Source organism: Nitratidesulfovibrio sp. D1, assembly GCF_051133415.1.
In the GTDB taxonomy this organism is placed as follows: domain Bacteria; phylum Desulfobacterota; class Desulfovibrionia; order Desulfovibrionales; family Desulfovibrionaceae; genus Cupidesulfovibrio.
Genome location: NZ_JBPGNZ010000004.1, coordinates 460,883 through 480,592, shown reverse-complemented (window position 1 = coordinate 480,592; position 19,710 = coordinate 460,883). Strand labels below are relative to the sequence as shown.

Genomic DNA, 19,710 nt, shown 5'->3' with positions numbered 1-19,710 from the left:
TCTGGAAATATTCCGGCTTACGTGGTGCGGCAGGCGGGTACGGCGCGGCTTGCAATGGATGCGCCGCTGCACTACGTTGCGCGGACGTGAGGGCGTGCAGCCGGCCGCAGGCAGGCAGCTTGCCGGGCACGGCGTTCGTTCCCTTTACCGCACCGTCAACGACAAGCGAGGCATTTCATGGCCCTGTTCACCAAGGAAGAGGCGCTGCGCTATCACGCGTCCGGCCACCCGGGGAAGGTGGAGGTGGTTCCCGTAAAGCCCTGCGCCACGCAGAAGCATCTTTCCATGGCCTACACCCCCGGCGTCGCCGAGGTGTGCCGGGCCATCCACGCCGACGTGGCGCTGGGCTACGACTACACCAACAAGGGCAACCTCGTGGCGGTGGTCAGCAACGGCACCGCGGTGCTGGGGCTCGGCAACATCGGGCCGCTGGCGGGCAAGCCGGTGATGGAAGGCAAGGGCGTGCTGTTCAAGATCTTCGCGGACGTGGACGTGTACGACCTGTCCATCGACCAGAAGGACCCCAAGAAGATCATCGAATTCGTGAAGATGCTGGAGCCCACCTTCGGCGGCATCAACCTTGAGGACATCAAGGCGCCGGAGTGCTTCGAGATCGAGCGGACGCTCATCGAGCAGATGGACATACCGGTGTTCCACGACGATCAGCACGGCACGGCCATCATTTCGGGCGCGGGTCTCATCGCCGCGCTGGAGATGACCGACCGCCAGCCGCAGGACGTGAAGCTGGTGATCAGCGGCGCGGGGGCCGCGGCCATCGCCTGCACCAGGTTCTTCGAATCGCTTGGCGTGCGGCGCGGGAACGTGTTCATGTTCGATTCGCGCGGGCTCATCCACAAGGGCCGCACCGACCTGAACGCCCAGAAGCTGGAATTCGCGCAGGACCGCGACCACGGCAGCCTGGCCGACGTCATGCGCGGCGCCGACTGCTTCCTGGGGTTGTCCGTGGGCGGCATGGTCACCCAGGACATGGTGCGCTCCATGGCCCCGAACCCCATCATCTTCGCCTGCGCCAACCCCGACCCGGAAATTTCCTACGAGGACGCCAGGGCCGCGCGCGCCGACGTGATCATGGCCACGGGCCGTTCCGACTACCCCAACCAGATCAACAACGTGCTGGGCTTCCCGTTCATCTTCCGGGGCGCGTTGGACACCCGCGCCACCGCCATCAACGAGGAGATGAAGCTGGCCGCCGCCCGCGCCTTGGCCGCCCTGGCGCGCGAACCCGTGCCCGCCGACGTGCTGGCCGCCTACGGCCTTTCGGAACTGGCGTACGGGGTGGACTACATCATCCCCAAGGCGCTGGACCCGCGCGTCATCGAGTGGGTGGCCCCGGCCGTGGCCGAAGCCGCCATGCGCACCGGTGTGGCGCGTCGCCAACTGGACCTGGCCGCCTACAAGGTGGAACTGCGCGAACGCATGCAGGCCGCGCGCGCCCGCATCGGGCAGTTTATCGATACGTATGGCCTGGACTTCTAGTTTGGTACTGCAAACCGTCCTTTTGCCCGCTGGCGTCGTCAAACGTCGCCTGCCATGGCTTTGCTGTCCTTATCCGTAAGACTCGCGCTGTGCGCTCGCCTAACGGCTAAGGCTCGGCCGAATACGATAAGAGTACGCTCTGCGGTCGCCATCCGTAATGCTCGAAGACTCGCAGAACGGCTGCCGCGCTTTGCGGTCCTCATCCGTAAGACTCGCGCTGCGCGCTTGCCTAACGGCTGAGGCACTCCCTCATGGCAGGCTAGTTTTCCTCGCCAGCGAACAAAAATCCTGGTTTGCACGCGCCCGGTAACGCCAAGGGCGCTTGGGAGGAGGCATTGCACGCCTCTCCGGTCAAAGTATTATTTGCTGGGCACCGGCGGCTTTATGCCGCCGGTGCCGTTGCGTGGACGCATCCGGTGCCTTATTTCCCAAGAATTGCTACGCCGCCGGAGAGGCGCGTGATGGAGGTGTGACGTGGACATTCGCTTTCAGGTGGGCGGACCTGCCCAGTGGCGCGCGGATGCGGTGATCGTGTTCCTGTTCGAGGGCGAAGCCTTGTCGGACGGGGCGCCGGAACTGCTGGAGGCGGCGCCGTGGCTGGGCATTGCCCCGGCGGTGCGTGATTTCAGGGGCAAGAAGGACGAGGTCGCCGTGTTCCACGGGCACCCGGACTTGGCCGTGCCGCGCGTGATCGCGGCGGGGCTGGGCAAGCGCGAGGCGTTCGCGGCCACGGCTCCGGCCGGGCTGCGCGCGGCGGCGGGCGCGGCCCTGCGCCGCTGCCGAGAACTGAAGATCGAGACGGTGGGCCTGGACGCTTCGTCCTTGGCTCGTTTTGACGCGCCGTCCCTTGCCTTGGTGGCTGCCGCTGCGGCGGGAGAGGGCGGCACCCCGCCCTGGTCCCCATTCGAGGAGGTCGTGTGCGGCGCGCTGCTGGGCCTGTACCGCTACGACCGCTTCAAGACCAACGGTACTGGCAACGGCGGGAATGGCGGTCCCGAAGCTGGCGAAGACGCCCGTTTCGAGCCGCGCTGGCTGGCTCTGCTGTGCGCCGAAGCCTCTGTGCCGGACGACCTGCACGCCGCCGCCCGCAGGGGAGAGGCGGCCGCCGCCGGGGTGGCCCTGGCGCGCGACCTGGTCAACGGCCCGCCCAACTTCGTCACCCCCGGCCATCTGGCCGGACAGGCCGAGGCCATTGCGAAGAAATACGGCATGCGGGCCCGTTCGCTGGGCCGCGCCGAACTGGTGGAGATGGGCATGGGGGCGTTCGCCTCGGTGTTCCGTGGCGCGGAGGAGGAGCCCCGGCTGGTGGTCATCGAGCATGCCCCCAAGGGCACCGAGGACCAGAAACCGCTGGTGTTCGTGGGCAAGGGCATCACCTTCGACACGGGCGGCATCAGCCTGAAGCCCGCCGCCAAGATGCACGAGATGAAGGGCGACATGGCGGGCGCGGCGGCCATCCTGGGGCTGTTCGAGGCGTTGGGCCGCTCCGACGTGCCCCGCCGGGTGGTGGGCATCATGCCCTGCACCGAAAACATGCCCGACGGCCGGGCCACCCGTCCCGGCGACATCGTGACCACCCTGTCCGGCAAGACGGTGGAGATCATCAACACCGACGCCGAAGGGCGGCTGGTGCTGTGCGACGCCCTGACCTGGGCCCAGCGCGAATACGCCCCCGAGGTGGTGGTGGACCTGGCCACCCTGACCGGGGCCTGCGTGGTGGCGCTGGGCACTGACGTGGCGGCGGTGTTCGCCAACGACGATGGGTTGTCCGGCCGCATCCGCGGGGTCGGCGACGTGGTGGGCGACCGTTTCTGGCCCCTGCCGCTGTGGGACATGTTCTTCGAAAACCTGAAGAGCGACGTGGCCGATATGGCCAACGTGGGCCCGCGCGAGGGCGGGGCCGTCAACGCGGCGCTGTTCCTGAAGCAGTTCGTGGACAAGGGGGTGCGCTGGGCGCACCTGGACATCGCGGGCCCGGCCTACACCGCCAAGAAGACCTCCACCTGCCCCGGCGGCGGCACCGGCTTTGCGGTGCGCACGCTGCTGGAACTTGCGCGCGGCGGCGTGTAAGGGCTGCATCCGGGAATCCGGGATACGGAAAACGGCCAGCGGGCCGCGAGGGGAAACCTTCGCGGCCCGCGTTCGTTGCGTGGGGCAGGGGGCGTGCCCGGCAGGCGCCGGGGAAATATCCGAAGGAGGCCCTACGCCTCTTCCTCGTCCAGCAGCAACCCCTCGGGCAGGAAGATGTCCGGCACCTCGCCCGCGAACACCCGGTTGCGGCCCTGTTCCTTGGCCAGGTACAGCTTCTGGTCGGCCTTGCGGATGTGGTAGTCGATGTCGCCTTCCGGGCCGCAGGTGTGCACCCCGAAGGACAGGGTCACGCCGACCGGGATGCCGTGGTACGAGTATTCCGTCTGTTCGATGAGGCCGCGCAGTTTTTCGGACAGCCGGGCGGCCCCGGCCTCGTCGGTTTCCGGCAACAGCAGCAGGAATTCCTCGCCGCCCCAGCGGCAGATGGTGTCCTGGTGGCGCAGGTTGTCGTGCAGCAGCCCGGCCACCGATTGCAGCACCTGGTCGCCGCACTGGTGGCCGTAACAGTCGTTCACCGACTTGAAGTGGTCGATGTCGCAGATGGCGATGGACAGCGGCCTGCCGGTGCGGCGGGCGCGCACCTGCTCGTATTCCAGCCGTTCGCACAGGGCGCGGCGGTTGGCGAGGCCGGTCAGTTCGTCGGTGCGGGCGCTTTCGGCCAGTTGCTGGGTCAGCAGGATGAGCAGGCGCTGGGTGTGGCGGCGGGTGTATTCGGCAAGCCCCGCGAAGATGCCGCAACACAGCAGGGCCACCATGTAGCGGATGCGGAAGGCCTGCGAGTAGTCGGCGTACAGGAAGGGATCGCCCGGCAGGAACAGGATGGCGCCCACCCCCAGCAGCAGGGAGGCCATCAGCAGGATGCCGATGGACAGGCCGAAGGTCAGCATGACCACGGGCGGAAAGATGAACAGCCACACGAAGCCGCTGCCCTCCACCCCGCCGTGGGCCACCAGGTACAGCGACAGGCAGAACAGCACCAGCACCAGCGCGGTGCTGGGCAGCACGTGACGCCCGGTGCGGCGCACCCAGAACAGCCCGAACAGGGCCAGGCCCAGCAGCACCAGCAGGAAGACCATGAAGGTGGTCTGCCCCTGGATGAAGTCCAGTATTCCCATCACCGAGGCGAACAGCGCCGTGACGCCATAGAAAAGGTTCGCCACTCCGGTGACGCGTGCGGTCTCCGGGTCGGCGTCTTCCTGCAGGCCATTGGCAAGCAGGGCGTTCACGCAGCGGTGCAGCCTGCTTTTGTCGAGCACTGAAGCCTCTCGTACAGCCATGAGGGCGGACAAAGCCGCGCATGCCCGCAACGCGCCACGGCGCATGCGGCCGGGCGAGGGTCGGGCTGGCTTGTTCCATGCGCGAGGGGAACGCAAGGGCGGTGCCGGGCGGGCCGGATGGCGGCGTCCTCCCCGCACGTTTCCCCGAACGTGCCGCACGCGCGCATACCGGAATGGGACCTGGATACAGCGAAATCGTGAATTCGTGACGGACCGGAACTCCCCCCGGCCTTCGGGCCGGAGTGGCCCCGCTGACGGACCGGAGCCGACGGCTTTCCCCTTTACGGCGGAATTCGGCTGGCCCTTTAGGGCTTGTCGGATATGGTCTGCACGAAGTACGCCCACGCCATACCACAGCGGCGGCTACCTGTCAGCGGCAAGTCCCGTCTCATGTCGTGCCCTACCGCAAAATGGGTAAAAATCCCACCTGGCGCGCGCTCCGTGCCGTGTACGCCCAATGATTGCGGGGTACTGTGACATTCGCACGAAATGGGGGAAAATACCGTTGACAAGGCCCCCCGCTGTCAATAGAAGGTGCCACTCTTCCCATGCATGCGCGCCCCTGTCCTGTACGGGCGCGCGGGGGAGGAGAGAGGCTCTGGTCGGCCCGCCCCCGTGGCGTGGCCGTGGCATGCACCTGTAGACGGGGTATGTATGAGGTTCGGGAATTGGCAAGAAACCGTACGCTGCAACAGTGGAGTGTCGACGACTCCGCTGAGCTCTATGGCATCCGCAATTGGGGTGCCGGGTACTTCGATGTCGCCCCGGGCGGCGATGTCGTCGTCTATCCTTTCGGAGACAACCGCGGTCCTGCCGTAAGCATCCCGGAAATCATCCGGGGCATGCGGGAGCGCGGCTATGACATGCCGGTGCTCCTGCGCATCGAGAACATTCTCGATTCCCAGATCACCAGTCTTCACCAATCCTTCCGCAAGGCCATCGGGTCGCTCGGCTACAAGGGCGAATACCGGGGCATCTTCCCCATCAAGGTCAATCAGCAGCAGCAGGTGGTCGAAAAGATCGCCCAGTTCGGTTCGCGCTACCACCACGGGCTCGAGGTGGGCAGCAAGGCCGAACTCATCGCCGCCGTCTCGCAACTGCGCGACCGCGAAGCCTGTCTGGTCTGCAACGGCTACAAGGACGAGGAGTTCATCGACCTCGGCCTGCACGCCGTGCGCATGGGCTACAAGTGTTTCTTCGTGGTCGAGATGGCCAGCGAACTGCCGCTCATCCTCCAGCGCTCCAAATGCCTTGGCGTGCGCCCGCTCATCGGCGTGCGCGCCAAGCTGTCCGTGAAGGCGGGCGGCCACTGGACCGACTCCGGCGGCGAGCGGTCCACCTTCGGCCTGACCACGGCGCAGATCGTGGACGTGGTGGACATGCTGAAGGACAACGGCATGCTCGACTGCTTCCAGCTGCTGCACTACCACCTGGGCTCGCAGGTGCCGAACATCCGCGACATCCGCGCCGCCGTCATGGAAGCCTGCCGCATCTACGGCGGGCTGGTGGCCGAGGGCGCGGCCATGGGCTACCTGGACCTTGGCGGCGGCCTTGCCGTGGACTACGACGGCTCGCACACCAACTACGTGAGCAGCCGCAACTACACCCTCGACGAATACTGCGCGGACATCATCGAGGCGGTGATGAACATCCTCGACGAGGAAGGCATCGCCCATCCGCACATCGTCACCGAATCGGGCCGCGCCACCGTGGCCTACTACTCCATGCTGCTGTTCAACATCCTGGACGTGAGCCGCGTGGAGATCGGCAACCTGCCCGACATCCTGCCCGACGACTGCCCCGAGCCCGTGCGCAACATGCGCGAGGCGCTCGCCGGGCTGACCCTGCGCAACCTTCAGGAATGCTACAACGACGCTGTGTACTACCGCGACGAAGTGCGCCAGCAGTTTCTGACCGGGCGCATCACCCTGCGCGAACGCACCCTTGGCGAGCGCTACTTCTGGGCCATCATGAAGCGCATCGCCCAGGAGAAGCAGAAGCTGAAGCACGTGCCCAAGGACCTTGCCGAGATAGACGTGGCCCTGGCCGACATCTACTACGGCAACTTCAGCGTGTTCCAGTCACTGCCCGACTCGTGGGCCATCGACCAGCTGTTCCCGGTGGTGCCCCTGCACCGCCTGAACGAGCTGCCCTCGCGGCAGGGCATCCTGTCCGACATCACCTGCGACAGCGACGGCCGCATCGACCACTTCATCGACCCGCAGGGCGTGAAGGGCACCCTTGACCTGCACCCCCTGAGGGACGGCGAGGAATACTACCTCGGCGTGTTCCTGGTGGGGGCGTACCAGGAAACCCTGGGCGACCTGCACAACCTGCTGGGTGACACCAACGTGGTCTCGGTGCGCGTGCACGAGGACGGCAGCTACGAATTCGTGCGCGAACTGCGCGGCGATTCCGTGGCCGACATCCTGTCGTACGTGGAATACGACCCCCGGCGCATCATCGAGGACATCCGCGAGGCCGCCGAACAGGCCGTGCGCGAGGGGCGCATCACCCCCTCGGACCGGTACCGGGTGATGCAGGCGTATGAGGATGGGCTTCGCGGGTACACTTACTTCGAACGCTAGGCACCAGCGCCGACAGGCGATTTCGCCCGCTGGACTTCGTCAGGCGGCGGGCCGCATATCGGTCACGTACCAAAGAGCGCGCTGCGGTCGCCAGCCGTAACACTCGCACAGCTCGTGTAACGGCTGCCGCACGCTCCCTCATGCGGCCCTTGCCTTCCTTGCCAGCGAACGAAATCGCACTGTCGGCGGGAGCAGCGGTGCTTTTGCCAGCGGTTGAAGCTCAAGACTCCTCAGTTCATCGAGCAGGGTACACCGTGGGCATGCCATGCAGTGAACTGCGTGGTATGCGGTAGATACAGGCGACAAGCGGAGCCGCCCTGCATCATGGGGCGGCCGTCGGGGATAACCACAGCAGTGTGGCGCGGCCGCGCGTCCGGCGGGCATGGGTGCATGCCGGGGCGGGCGGGGCGCGCAAAAAGGAGTGCGTCATGGCGCGTGTCCTCATCATCGGCGCTGGCGGCGTGGGCGGCGTGGTCGTCCACAAGTGCGCGCAGGTTCCCTCCGTGTTTTCCGAAATCATGCTGGCGAGCCGCACCAAATCCAAGTGCGACGCCATCGCCGCGGACGTGAAGGCCCGCACCGGGCGCACCATCGAGACGGCCCGTGTGGACGCGGACAACGTGCCCGAACTGGTCGCGCTGATTCGCGCGTACAAGCCGGACATGGTCCTGAACATCGCCCTGCCGTACCAGGACCTGACCATCATGGACGCCTGCCTCGAAACCGGCGTGCACTATCTGGACACGGCCAACTACGAACCGCTGGACGAGGCCAAGTTCGAGTACAAGTGGCAATGGGCCTACCGGGAGCGCTTCGAGAAGGCCGGGCTGATGGCCCTGCTGGGCAGCGGCTTCGACCCCGGCGTGACCAACGTGTTCTGCGCCTACGCCATGAAGCACCTGCTGGACGAGGTGCATGTGCTGGACATCATCGACTGCAACGCGGGCGACCACGGCCACCCCTTCGCCACCAACTTCAACCCGGAAATCAACATCCGCGAAGTGACCGCGCGCGGCCGCTACTGGGAACGGGGCGAATGGGTGGAGACCGACCCCCTGTCGTGGTCCATGAACTACGACTTTCCCGAGGGCATCGGCGCGAAGAAGTGCTACCTGATGTACCACGAGGAACTGGAATCGCTGGTGCTGAACCTGAAGGGCCTGAAGCGCGCCCGGTTCTGGATGACCTTTTCCGACAACTACCTGAACCACCTGAAGGTGCTCGAAAACGTGGGCATGACCCGCATCGACGAGGTGGAGCACGACGGCAAGAAGATCGTGCCCATCCAGTTCCTGCGCGCGCTGCTGCCCGACCCGGCCTCCCTCGGCCCGCGCACCAGGGGCAAGACCTGCATCGGCTGCCTGATGCAGGGGGTGAAGGACGGCAAGCCCAAGACCGTCTACATCTACAACGTGTGCGACCATCAGGAAGCCTACCGCGAGGTGGGTTCGCAGGCCATTTCGTACACCACCGGCGTGCCCGCCATGATCGGGGCCATGATGATGGTGACCGGCAAGTGGTCCGGCAAGGGCGTGTTCAACATGGAGCAGCTCGACCCCGACCCGTTCATGGACGCCCTGAACCGGCACGGGTTGCCGTGGGTGGTGGTGGAGAAGTAGGCATTCAGACGCTTTTGCCCTCCGACTGCGTCAGAAAGGTCTTCCGCTTCGGTCACGTACCAAATCCGTACGCTCCCTCAGCGGAAGACCTTTCTTCCTTGCCGGAGAACAAAATCCCTCTGAATGCCGATCGCCTTGGTGCGACGGGTAGAGCGAATTCCGGGGGATCGCGTCAGCGGTTCCCCGATTCTCGTCTTTAAGCACATGGTGTTGATGACAGGGCAATTTTCAGAAGAGACTTGCGATATTCTAGAATCTAGAATATGAAATAACCATGAACCTGCTTCCCCAAGATGTTCTCGTCATGCTCAAGCTGTCGGTGGCGCGGCGTACCCGGTGGACCTACGACCAGTTGGGGATGGCGCTCGGCATGAGCATGTCCATGGTGCACAGTTCCATCAAGCGGGCCACGCAAGCCCGGCTGTACGATGAGAACAGGCGCAGGCCCATGCGCGCCGCGCTGGAAGAGTTTCTGGTGCACGGCGTGAAGTACGCCTTTCCGCCGGACATCGGCACGGTGACGCGCGGGGTGCCGACGGCGTTTGCCGCCCCCGCATTGAAGGGGGAACTCCTGCATGATTCGGGCGCCGAAGCGGTCTATGTCTGGCCGTATCCGGAAGGGGAACATCGGGGAGTGTCCTTGTCGCCGTTGTACAAGTCCGTGCCCGAGGTTGCCCTGCGCAACGCCCGCCTGTACGACGCCCTGAGCCTGCTCGACGCCATCCGCATCGGGCGTGTGCGCGAGCAGCAGCGGGCGGCGGAACTTCTGAAAGGCATGCTGCGGAGCGACGATGCGCCGACTGCGTAACATTGGCCATGTGCTGGACGCCGCGCGCCTGCTGGGCGACCTTGCCGACGAGGTGGCCTTTGTGGGCGGGGCCAGTGTGGCCCTGCTGCTGACCGACCCGGCGGCCCCCGACGTGCGGCCCACGCTGGACGTGGACGTCATCGTCGAGGCCGCCACGCGCCACGCCTACTACCGCATGGCCGACCGTCTGCGGGCACGCGGCTTCGTGGAGGACATGGACGTGGTGTGCCGCTGGCGGCACGGTGAGCTGGCGCTCGACGTCATGCCCACGGACGAGGCGATCCTCGGTTTTTCCAATCGCTGGTACGCCGATGCGCTGCGCCATGCCGTGTCCATGACCGTGGACGGCGTGCCCTTGCGGGTGGCCGCCCCGGCGTATTTCCTGGCCACCAAGCTGGAAGCCTTCAGGGGGCGTGGCAACGGCGATTACATGACCAGCCACGACATGGAAGATATGGTGGCCGTGCTGGACGGACGACCGGACATTACGGATGATGTGACGGCAGCGGACGCCGCCGTGCGCGGGTATCTTGCCGCGGCCTTCGCCGCGCTGCTGGCCGATGAGGACTTTCTGGACGCCTTGCCCGGCTACCTGCCGTCCGACCCGGCCAGCCAGGGGCGCGTTCCGCTGCTCATGGCGCGCATGCGCGCCATCGCCACGGGCGGGGCGTAACCGCTTTCCGGTTTCCGAACTGCCGACAGCGCACCCGCATTCCGCTTTCGCAAGGAGTATACCCGGATGATGGACGAAGCCTATCTCGCCAAGCTCGACCCCAGCCGCTTCCCGTCGCCGTGCTTCGTGGTGGACGAGGCGCGCATCGCGGCCAACGCCGCCATTCTGGACACGGTGCAGCGCCGCACCGGGGCCAAGGTGCTGCTGGCGCTGAAGGGCTTCGCCATGTGGAGCCTGTTCCCGCTGCTGTCGCGCGCGCACGGCGGGGTGCTGCACGGCGTCTGCGCCAGTTCGCCGCACGAGGCGCGGCTGGGCCGCGAGGAATTCGGGGGCGAGGTGCACGCCTTCGCCGCCGGGTACAGCGACGCGGACATGGCCGAACTGGTGACCCTGGCCGACCATCTGGTGTTTAACTCGTTCGCCCAGTGGCACAGGTTCCGCCCGGCGGTGGCGGCGGCCGGGCGGCCCATCGAGTGCGGCATCCGCATCAACCCGGAGCACTCGGAAGGGGCCGTGGCCATCTACAACCCGTGTTCGCCGGGCTCGCGCCTGGGGGTGCGGCCGCACCACTTCGAGGCCGCCCTGGCCGAGGCCGCGGCGCGCGGCGGCGACGCGCTGGACGGCATCTCGGGCCTGCACTTCCACACCCTGTGCGAGCAGGACGCCGACGCGCTGGACCGCACCCTGCACGCGGTGGAGGCGAAATTCGGCGCGCATCTCGGCCGCATGAAATGGCTGAACTTCGGCGGCGGGCACCACGTCACCCGGCCGGGCTATGACCTCGACCTGCTGTGCCGGTGCATCGACCGCATGCGGCAGAAGTACGGGGTGCAGGTGTACATCGAGCCGGGCGAGGCCGTGGCCCTCGACGCCGGGGTGCTGCTGTGCACCGTGCTGGACGTGGTGCGGGCCGACATGCCCGTGGCCATCCTGGACACCTCTGCCGCCGCGCACATGCCCGACGTGCTGGAGATGCCCTACCGCCCCGGCTGCATCGGCTCCGGCCTGCCGGGCGAGAAGGCGTGGACCTGCCGCCTGGCGGGCAAGTCGTGCCTGGCGGGCGACGTCATCGGCGAATACTCGTTCGACGCGCCCCTGCAACCGGGCGATCGGCTGGCCTTCCTCGACATGGCCATCTACAGCATGGTCAAGACCACCACCTTCAACGGGCTGCAACTGCCCGCCATCGCCCGCTACCGTCCGGCGGATGCGGATGGGCGGGGAGCGCGGCGCGAGGTGGTGCGCGCCTTCGGCTACGAGTCGTTCAAGTACCGCCTGTCCTGATGTGGGACCGTGCTTGCCCGGCCCGGCCGCCATGCTTACCGTCCGGAAATGAGCGCATGCACCCGGAGGCCGTCATGATCGACATCAAGTCCGATGCCCTGCGCCACGTGGCCTCGCGCGGCGGGCACGTGGTATTGTACTACCAGCCCCTGCGTGGCTGCTGAGGCGGCGGCTCGCTGCTGAGCCTCCCCGCCGTGCGCGTGGGCAAACCCAAAGGACGCGAGGCCGCCCGGTTCCGGTGCGAGGAACGCGGCGGCGTGACCATCTGGTCCGACCCGGACCTGCGGCCGGAACGCACCGGCGGCGACGTGGTGGTGCGGCTGCGCCGCCTGCTGTGGCTGTGGCCGTATCTGGACATCATCGCGGGCGAAAAGTCCGCCCTGTAGCGCCGGGGGCGGGCGGCGGGCCATTGGCCAGACACGTTTCCGCTTCGTGGTTTCGGACCGCCGCCTCCCCGTGGGGCGGCCCTTCCGGATGGATGGGTAAACAGCCGCCTCCCCGCGCGGGAAGGCGTTACCGGAGCTTGCCATGCGGCACGCCCAAGGGCGTTTCCTGGCCTCTGAACTGGACGACATGGCGCCCGACAAGGCGCGTTTTCATGTGATTCCCGTGCCCTACGAGGAAAGTGTTTCCTATGGCGGGGGCACTGCGGCGGGGCCTGCGGCCATTCTTGCGGCATCGGACCAGCTGGAACTGTGGGACGGAGAATCGGTGCCCGCCGAGCTTGGCATCCACACCGCGCCCGCCGTGGACTGTTCCGGCGGGGCGGAGGCGGTGCTCGACCGCATCGAGACGGCCACGTCCACGGCCCTGTCCCACGGCGGCCTGCCCGTGCTGCTGGGCGGCGAGCACACCGTGACCCTGGGCGCGCTGCGGGCGCTGCACCGCCAGCACGGCACTTTTGGCGTACTCCAGTTCGACGCCCACGCCGACCTGCGCGACAGCTACGGCGGCACGCCCTACAGTCACGCGGCGGTGATGCGCCGCGCCGTGGCAGACCTGGGCCTGCCGCTGTTCCAGATCGGGGTGCGCGCCCTGTGCCGCGAGGAAGTGGACTGCCGCGCCGCCTTGGGCGTCGGGCATCTGGACGCCGCCGCGCTGGCCCGTCACGGCATCCCCGACCCGCTGCTGCCGCCGGACTTTCCCGAACGCATCTACGTGACCTTCGACGTGGACGGGCTGGACCCGTCCATCATGCCCGCCACCGGCACTCCGGTGCCCGGCGGCCTTGGCTGGTACGACGCCCGGCGCTGCCTGGAACTGGCCATGGCCGGGCGGCGGGTGCTGGGCTTCGACGTGGTGGAACTGGCCCCCATGCCGGGTTTTCACGCGGCGGACTTCGCGGCGGCGCGGCTGGTGTACGACATCATGGGGCTGGTGCAGCGGCTCTGCCGCTGACGGTGCGGCGGTGCTGGCGGGGCGGGCGGGACAGGCAGGGTCAGGCAGGGTCAGGCGCCGCGCAGGGGCCTTCGCCGGTCAGGCGCCGCCCTCGTCACTCCCGTCACGGGGCACGGTCAGCCTTCTGCCTCTGGCCAGCAGCGCGGTGAACCCGTCCGGCGGCAGGGGACGGCTGAACAGGAATCCCTGCACCTCGTGGCAGCCTTCCAGCAGCAGGAAGTTGAGCTGCTCTGGAGTTTCCACGCCCTCGGCGACGACGCGCAGCCCCAGCCGGTCGGCCATGGTGATGATGGTGGCGGCGATGGCGGCGTCGTTGGGGTCGTCGGGGATGTCCCGGATGAACGAGCGGTCGATCTTCAGGGAAGTCAGCGGCAGGTTCTTGAGCTGGTACAGCGAGGAGTACCCGGTGCCAAAGTCGTCCACCGAAAGGGCGATGCCCATCTCCGCCAGTTGGTTCAGCTTGCGGATGGCGTGGTCCACGTCGGTGACGATGGTGGATTCGGTGATTTCCAGTTCCAGCAGGTGCGGGGGCAGGCCCGTTTCGCGCAGCACGTCGTCCACCATGCCCACCAGGTTGGGGTGGCGGAACTGATGCGGTGAAAGGTTCACGGCCACATGCAGGCCGGCGTGGCCCGCGTCGCACAGGGCGCGGGTTTTCGCGCAGGCCAGGCGCAGCATGTGCTCGCCAAGGGGCACGATGAGCCCCGTGGATTCGGCCAGGGGAATGAACTCCGCCGGGTGCTCCTGGCTGCCGTCGGCGCGGGTCCAGCGGGCCAGGGCCTCCATGCCGGTGATCAGGCCGGTGTGCAGGTCCACCCTGGGCTGGTAGTGGGCGGTGATGTCCCCGGCGGCCAGGGCGCGGTGCAGGTCGCCTTCCAGCGACAGGCGGCGCACGGCGCGCTCGTTCATGGCCGGGGTGAACAGGTGGTAGCGGCGCTTGCCCTGCTCCTTGGCCCGCGACATGGCGATGTCGGCGTTGCGCACCAGGGTGTCCGGGTCGTCTCCGTCGTCGGGGAACAGGGCGATGCCCACGCTGGCGCCCACGAACAGCTCGTGCTCCTGCACGCGCACCGGATCGGTGAACCGGGCCAGCAGCCGTTCAGCCACCTGGGCGGCGTCACGTTCGTTCTCCACGTCCTGCAACACCACCACGAATTCGTCGCCGCCCACGCGGGCCAGAGTGTCCTGCGGGCGGACCATCTGGCGCATCTGTTCGGCGGCCTGCTGAAGGTAGATGTCGCCCACCATGTGGCCCAGGCTGTCGTTGACCTGCTTGAAGTTGTCCAGGTCCACCGACAGCACGGCCACCTTGCGCCCCTCGCGCCGCGCGCCGTTGATGGCCATGCCCAGGCGGTCGCGCAGCAGGGCGCGGTTGGGCAGGCCGGTGAGCGCGTCGTGGTGGGCCTGGTGCTGGATCTGCGATTCCTTGGCCTTCAGTTCCGTGATGTCGTGGAACACGGCCACGTAGTATTCGGTGCGGCCGGTGGGGCCGGGTATGGCGCTGATGCTCAGCCACTCGGGATAGACCTCGCCGTTCTTGCGGCGGTTCCAGATCTCGTCTTCCCAGCGGCCTTCCTCCACCAGGGCGCGCCACATGTCCTCGTAGAAGGCGCCGTCGTGGTGGTGCGATTTCAGGATGCGGGGGGTGTGGCCCACGGCCTCTTCGGCCGGATACCCGGTGATGGTGGTGAAGGCCGGGTTCACCGCCATGATGGTTCCTTCCGGGTCGGTGATGCAGATGCCTTCCAGCGCGTTGCGGAAGACCCGTTCGAACAGCCGGGCCTGCCGTTCGGCGGCGCGGCGGCCGGAAATGTCGTGCACCACCACCAGCGCGGAGCGCCCCCCGTTCCGGCCCGGCGTCAGGGACAGGGCCGGGGGCAGGGGTTCCACGCTCACCTCGGCCTCGTGGGTGCCCCGCGTGGTGCGGCACACCCCTTCCATGCAGAACCCGCCGGTGGGGCAGAACCCGCCCGTGGGGCCGGCGTCGTCGGCCGTCGCGCCGGGAATTCCGGGGGTCTCCGGGGGGCACCCGGACAGCAGGTGGTCGATGCGGACTTCCACGTCCTCGGGCAGCAGATCCGCCGTGCGCAGGGCCAGCAGGGTTTCGCGGGGGTAGCCGGAAAGGCGTTCGGCGGCGCGGTTGCAGTCCAGGATGCGGCCCCCCTGGCCGCGCACGTACACGGCATCCGGGGCCAGTTCGAACAGGGAGCGGAAGCGGGCCGTGCTTTCGGCCAGTTCCCCGGTGCGCTGGCGCACCTCCTCCTCTATTTCGGTCTGGACCACGGCGGTGACGTCGAAGGCAAGGCCCAGTATGGCGCCAGGGCCCGCCACCTCGGGCGGCAGGGGCAGCTTGGCCACGCGGAACACCCGCTCGGCGCCGCTGCCGGGCAGCATGCGTTCGCACATCAGGGGGGCGGAGGTGGCGGTCACCCGCCGGTCTTCGTCCAGCAGGGCGCTGGCCACGGCGGGGGGAAAGACGTCGCGCGGGGACAGGCCCACCACGTCGGTGCCGGGCACCCCGGCCAGGTCGGCATACAACTGGTTGGCGGCCAGGTAGCGGCCGTCGCCGTCGCGCAGGAACAGGGCCACCATGGGGTTGTCCAGCAGGGCGCGCAGCAGGCCGGGCGCCTGGCCGCCGGGCAGGCCGGAGGAAGGCGCGGGGGACGCCGTGGTTGCATCCGGCCCGGCATGCCCGGAGGATGCGCCCCGAGTGACGCGTAGTTCCATCCCGTCGTCCCGCATGTCGCCCGTCATCGGACCCCCCCTTGAAAGCATGGCGCGCGTGATCGCCCAGATGGCATGCCATATCAGAAAGCGCCGATGGCCGGAAGAGGCGCGGGGGCTCCTTGCCCGGCGCCTGCCCGTGGCGGGCGGCGAATCGGGGCGGGGGTTGCGCAGGTCGCGTCGGTCGTGCCATTGTGCATGCATCGGCATCCCCCCGCCATGCAGTGAAAACCGTCCGCCCGCGCCGTTGCGGGGCCAAACGGCGGCGACGGGGGATGCGCCCACGCGACGCCATCGGCGGGCACGGCATGAAGGAGTCCGCGTCATGTCCTACGCAAGAATACTGCTTCCCATGGATGGTTCGGAGCATGCGCGCCTGGCCTTGCGCCACGCGGTGAACCTGGCCCGCTGCGGCGGCGGGGGACACGTGGTGCTGATGCACAGCTTCGGCGAGATACCGGCCCTCATCGGCGGCAAGGCGCGCGAGGAACTGGTGCGCGAATGCACCCGTGAGGCGGAAGCCCTGCTGGCCGAGCCGCGTGCCCTGCTGGACGAGCTGGGCGTGTCCAATTCCGTGCGCATCGTGGACGGCGCGCCCGGCAGGGCCGTGGTCCGCGTATGCGACGGGGAAGGGTGCGACACCATCGTCATGGGTTCGCGCGGGCTGGGCGAACTGGGCGGCATGCTCATGGGCAGCGTCACGCATCAGGTGCTTCAGTTGTCCAGGGTGCCGGTTCTGGTCGTGCGCTAGACCGCCATGGTCATGGATACGCTCCGGATGTCCCGAACGCCTCAAATGCCCCGCACGCCGCGCCGCCCGCGCCGGGGTGGAGCATGACGGCGGCCACCCTGACCATCATGCAATGGGTGCTCATTCCCGCCATGTACGGGGTGTCCGTGTATGCGGCGGGGCACGCCCTGCTGCACAAGCGCGACCCGCGCGCGGCGCTGGGCTGGATCGCCGTGTGCCTGACCTTTCCCGTGGCCGGGCCGCTGCTCTATTTCCTGTTCGGCATCAACCGCGTGCACAGCCGCGCCGCCCGCCTGCTGGAAGAATCGGAAACCCGCCGCCTGCGCGAGGGCGGCCGCCTGCACGGCGGACCTGCCCGCTACGAGCCGCCGGGGGCCATGCCCGCGGGCATCGCGCCCCCGCGCTACGAGCGGCTGGCCAGGGTGGGCTACGCGGTCACCGGCCGTCCCCTGGCCGGGGGCAACCACGTGCAGCCCCTGCACAACGGCGAGCAGGCCTACCCCGCCATGCTCGAGGCCATCGACAACGCCGAGCACAGCGTCTTCCTGACCACCTACATCTTCGGCACCGGGGACGTGGGCCAGCGCTTCGTGGACGCCCTGGCCGAGGCCGCGGCGCGCGGGGTGGACGTGCGGGTCATCGTGGACGGCGTGGGCGGCCTGTACCACTGGCCGCGCGCGTGGCGGCGGCTGGCCCGGCGCGGGGTGCGGGTGGAGCGCTTTCTGCCGCCGCACCTGGTGCCGCCGCAGCTTTCGGTGAACCTGCGCACCCACCGCAAGGTGCTGGTATGCGACGGCAAGGTGGGCTTCACCGGGGGCATGAACATCGCCCAGAACCACATGGCCGCGCAGGGCTGCACCCGTTGCGTCACCGACCTGCACTTCCTGTTCAGCGGGCCCATCGTGGCCCAGTTGCAGGAAGCCTTTCTGCGCGACTGGGGCTTCGTCACCGGCGAATACGCGCCCGGCCCCCCGGTGCGCGAGGAACCCTGCGGCGATTCGCTGTGCCGCATGGTGCTGGACGGTCCCGGCTTCGGCTTCGAGCGGGTGCACGACCTGCTGGCGGGCGTGGTGGCCGGGGCGGAACACTCCATCCACATCATGACCCCCTATTTCCTGCCCTCGCGCGAGATGATCAGCGGGCTGCGCGCCGCCTCCCTGCGCGGGGTGGACGTGCATTGCGTGCTGCCCGGCCGCAACAATCTGCCCTTCGTGCACTGGGCCACCCGCAACATGCTGCCCTCGCTGCTGGAAAGCGGGGTGCGGGTGTACTACCAGCCGCCGCCGTTCTGCCACACCAAGCTGCTGCTCATCGACGGCTGCTACGCCCACGTGGGCTCGGCCAACATCGACCCGCGCAGCCTGCGCCTGAACTTCGAACTGACGGTGGAGGTGCTGGACACCACCGTGGCCCGCCAGTTGGGCCAGCACTTCGAGGCGGTGCGGGCCATGTCCGGCGAGGTGACGCCCGAATCGCTGACCGGCCGCAGCATGCCGGTGCGCCTGCGCGACGCGGTGTGCTGGCTGTTTTCGCCTTACCTGTAGGGGCTGGTCCCCGCCGTCCGCCGTTCTCCACCGGAAAAATCGCCCGTCACCGCGCGCCGGACGGGTTTTGCAGCCCACCGGCATCATGGCGCTTTTCGCGGCGGCGGAACGGCCATGGCCGGGCGCACCGGCGCACGGCGGGTTGGCGGATATGCGGAATGCAATGATGGCGGCATGTTGTCAGGGGGCGTCGGGGCACGCCGGGCGGCCTGGCGGGGGACAGGCACGGGGTTGACACCCCCCGCAGGGGGATTAGTAAGGGGGCTCGCAACGCAGTTTTCCCGGAAGGTAGCCTTCGGAATGAATACGCCTCTCCCGCGCCCGGTTTCGTGCGGTATGCCGCGCGGCCGGGACGCATCCGATACCGGTTTTCGCCCCTCGTCCCGTTCCCGCGATGCCCGTGGCGGCGCGTCCGCCCTTGGGTCATCCCTGGCGTCGGCGTGCTGCGCCGTGCTGGCGATGCTGTGCATGGTGCTGCTGCCCGACGCGGCCTTCGCCTGGGGTCCCGGCGTGCACATGGTGGCCGCGCACTGGCTGCTGCAGAACGCCTCGCTCCTGCCCGCCGCCGTGGGGTCCGCCCTGCTGGCCCACCCGGACGCCTTCCTGTACGGCAGCCTTTCCGCCGACATCTTCATCGGCAAGGGTTGCACCGTCACCCCCGGCCACAGCCACAACTGGAGCACCGGCCACGCCCTGTACCAGGCGGCGGACACCCCGCGCCTGCACGCCTACGCCTGCGGCTACCTTTCGCACCTCGCCGCCGACACCGTGGCCCACAACCACTACGTGCCCACGCTGCTGGGGGGCACCCCCGGCACCGGCAAGCTGAGCCACGTGTACGTCGAGATGCAGGCCGACCGCATGGTGGAATGGGACGCGGCCGAGGCCGCCCGCCTGTTCCGCCTGCCCAACGGCGCCGCGGACCGTACCCTGCTGGAGGCCACCCACGGCGGGCACTGGCCCTTCGCCTTCAAGAAGCGCCTGTACCAGGGCAGCCTGGCCATGACCGGCAAGCAGTCGTGGCGGCGCTCGCTGCGGCTGATGCACCGGGTCATGCCCCATGCGGCCGACCGAGCCTACCTGCGCGACATGATCGACGTCAGCGTGCGCGCCGTGCTGGACGTGCTGCGCGATCCGCACGGGTCGGCGGTGACGGGCATCGACCCCATCGGCAGCGATCATCTTGCCGAGGCCCGCGACGTGTGCCGGGGCGTGCGGCCCCTGGTGGCGCGCAGGCTGGACGGCATGCGCTTTCCGCTGGACGCGCGGCTGGTGGACCTGCCCTACCTGCCGGTGCCGTGCCGGGCGGCCTGAGCGCCGTATCTTTGCACATGACGAAGCCAGGACGGCGGGAGCGATCCCGCCGTTTTTTCGTGTTGCGACAGTATCCTTTTGGTGCGTACTTGCCGGGACGTTTCCATTGAGCCACAGTGCGCCATGGCCTGCGGGTGGGCGC

General features: G+C 68.2%; 14 protein-coding genes. 12 read left to right on the top strand and 2 right to left on the bottom strand.

Annotated features, from left to right (window positions below; genetic code table 11):
• Positions 1 to 177 precede the first annotated feature (177 nt).
• Positions 178 to 1,497: a malic enzyme-like NAD(P)-binding protein gene (locus tag ACR4XJ_RS10055; RefSeq protein ID WP_434755086.1), complete on the top strand. Its 1,320-nt coding sequence runs from the start codon at positions 178 to 180 to the stop codon at positions 1,495 to 1,497.
• 474 nt (positions 1,498 to 1,971) lie between these two features.
• Positions 1,972 to 3,567 (top strand): leucyl aminopeptidase, encoded by a 1,596-nt coding sequence (locus ACR4XJ_RS10050; RefSeq protein ID WP_434755085.1) that lies wholly within the window; start codon positions 1,972 to 1,974, stop codon positions 3,565 to 3,567.
• A 131-nt stretch (positions 3,568 to 3,698) separates the two neighbouring features.
• Here the strand turns inward: ACR4XJ_RS10050 and ACR4XJ_RS10045 are convergent, their stop codons facing one another.
• On the bottom strand, positions 3,699 to 4,844 hold the full coding sequence (locus tag ACR4XJ_RS10045) for a GGDEF domain-containing protein (protein WP_434755084.1): 1,146 nt from the start codon (positions 4,842 to 4,844) through the stop codon (positions 3,699 to 3,701).
• A gap of 689 nt (positions 4,845 to 5,533) precedes the next feature.
• On the opposite strand from ACR4XJ_RS10045, the gene speA reads away from it, so the two are divergent.
• From speA to speB, 7 genes are all read left to right on the top strand, one after another.
• The gene (gene speA, locus ACR4XJ_RS10040; protein ID WP_434755083.1) at positions 5,534 to 7,453 is read left to right on the top strand and encodes a biosynthetic arginine decarboxylase; all 1,920 of its coding nucleotides are present in this window, start codon (positions 5,534 to 5,536) and stop codon (positions 7,451 to 7,453) included.
• Positions 7,454 to 7,881: 428 nt separating this feature from the next.
• Positions 7,882 to 9,072, top strand: a complete 1,191-nt coding sequence (locus ACR4XJ_RS10035) for a saccharopine dehydrogenase family protein (RefSeq protein ID WP_434755082.1) — start codon at positions 7,882 to 7,884, stop codon at positions 9,070 to 9,072.
• Between the two features lie 274 nt (positions 9,073 to 9,346).
• Positions 9,347 to 9,880 carry a hypothetical protein gene (locus ACR4XJ_RS10030; RefSeq protein ID WP_434755081.1) on the top strand — a complete coding sequence of 178 codons (534 nt, stop codon included), beginning with the start codon at positions 9,347 to 9,349 and terminating at the stop codon, positions 9,878 to 9,880.
• Positions 9,864 to 10,553, top strand: a complete 690-nt coding sequence (locus ACR4XJ_RS10025; RefSeq protein ID WP_434755080.1) for a hypothetical protein — start codon at positions 9,864 to 9,866, stop codon at positions 10,551 to 10,553. The genes ACR4XJ_RS10030 and ACR4XJ_RS10025 overlap by 17 nt, the downstream gene beginning before the upstream one ends.
• Before the next feature lie 66 nt (positions 10,554 to 10,619).
• The gene (gene nspC / locus ACR4XJ_RS10020; RefSeq protein WP_434755079.1) at positions 10,620 to 11,837 is read left to right on the top strand and encodes a carboxynorspermidine decarboxylase; all 1,218 of its coding nucleotides are present in this window, start codon (positions 10,620 to 10,622) and stop codon (positions 11,835 to 11,837) included.
• Between the two features lie 257 nt (positions 11,838 to 12,094).
• Entirely contained in the window at positions 12,095 to 12,223 is a 129-nt protein-coding gene (locus ACR4XJ_RS10015) for a hypothetical protein (RefSeq protein WP_434755078.1), read from the top strand.
• A 142-nt stretch (positions 12,224 to 12,365) separates the two neighbouring features.
• On the top strand, positions 12,366 to 13,235 hold the full coding sequence (gene speB, locus ACR4XJ_RS10010; protein WP_434755077.1) for an agmatinase: 870 nt from the start codon (positions 12,366 to 12,368) through the stop codon (positions 13,233 to 13,235).
• Between the two features lie 78 nt (positions 13,236 to 13,313).
• Here the strand turns inward: speB and ACR4XJ_RS10005 are convergent, their stop codons facing one another.
• Positions 13,314 to 15,962: a sensor domain-containing protein gene (locus ACR4XJ_RS10005; protein WP_434755076.1), complete on the bottom strand. Its 2,649-nt coding sequence runs from the start codon at positions 15,960 to 15,962 to the stop codon at positions 13,314 to 13,316.
• 322 nt (positions 15,963 to 16,284) lie between these two features.
• Here ACR4XJ_RS10005 and ACR4XJ_RS10000 point away from each other — a divergent pair, with 322 nt between their 5' ends.
• From ACR4XJ_RS10000 to ACR4XJ_RS09990, 3 genes are all read left to right on the top strand, one after another.
• Positions 16,285 to 16,710, top strand: coding sequence for a universal stress protein (locus tag ACR4XJ_RS10000; RefSeq protein ID WP_434755075.1), 426 nt, complete (start codon positions 16,285 to 16,287; stop codon positions 16,708 to 16,710).
• Positions 16,711 to 16,793: 83 nt separating this feature from the next.
• Positions 16,794 to 18,254 carry a cardiolipin synthase gene (cls, locus tag ACR4XJ_RS09995; protein ID WP_434755074.1) on the top strand — a complete coding sequence of 487 codons (1,461 nt, stop codon included), beginning with the start codon at positions 16,794 to 16,796 and terminating at the stop codon, positions 18,252 to 18,254.
• A 459-nt stretch (positions 18,255 to 18,713) separates the two neighbouring features.
• Positions 18,714 to 19,568: a zinc dependent phospholipase C family protein gene (locus tag ACR4XJ_RS09990; RefSeq protein WP_434755172.1), complete on the top strand. Its 855-nt coding sequence runs from the start codon at positions 18,714 to 18,716 to the stop codon at positions 19,566 to 19,568.
• The last annotated feature ends 142 nt before the right edge of the window (positions 19,569 to 19,710 follow it).

Excerpts from the sequence above, each read along its gene's own strand:
- ACR4XJ_RS10030 (WP_434755081.1), top strand. The coding sequence starts at position 9,347 with ATGAACCTGCTTCCCCAAGATGTTCTCGTCATGCTCAAGCTGTCGGTG.
- cls (WP_434755074.1), top strand. The coding sequence starts at position 16,794 with ATGACGGCGGCCACCCTGACCATCATGCAATGGGTGCTCATTCCCGCC.
- speB (WP_434755077.1), top strand. The coding sequence starts at position 12,366 with ATGCGGCACGCCCAAGGGCGTTTCCTGGCCTCTGAACTGGACGACATG.
- ACR4XJ_RS10035 (WP_434755082.1), top strand. The coding sequence starts at position 7,882 with ATGGCGCGTGTCCTCATCATCGGCGCTGGCGGCGTGGGCGGCGTGGTC.
- ACR4XJ_RS10055 (WP_434755086.1), top strand. The coding sequence starts at position 178 with ATGGCCCTGTTCACCAAGGAAGAGGCGCTGCGCTATCACGCGTCCGGC.
- ACR4XJ_RS09990 (WP_434755172.1), top strand. The coding sequence starts at position 18,714 with ATGCTGTGCATGGTGCTGCTGCCCGACGCGGCCTTCGCCTGGGGTCCC.
- ACR4XJ_RS10000 (WP_434755075.1), top strand. The coding sequence starts at position 16,285 with ATGTCCTACGCAAGAATACTGCTTCCCATGGATGGTTCGGAGCATGCG.
- ACR4XJ_RS10005 (WP_434755076.1), bottom strand. The coding sequence starts at position 15,962 with ATGGAACTACGCGTCACTCGGGGCGCATCCTCCGGGCATGCCGGGCCG.
- nspC (WP_434755079.1), top strand. The coding sequence starts at position 10,620 with ATGATGGACGAAGCCTATCTCGCCAAGCTCGACCCCAGCCGCTTCCCG.
- ACR4XJ_RS10025 (WP_434755080.1), top strand. The coding sequence starts at position 9,864 with ATGCGCCGACTGCGTAACATTGGCCATGTGCTGGACGCCGCGCGCCTG.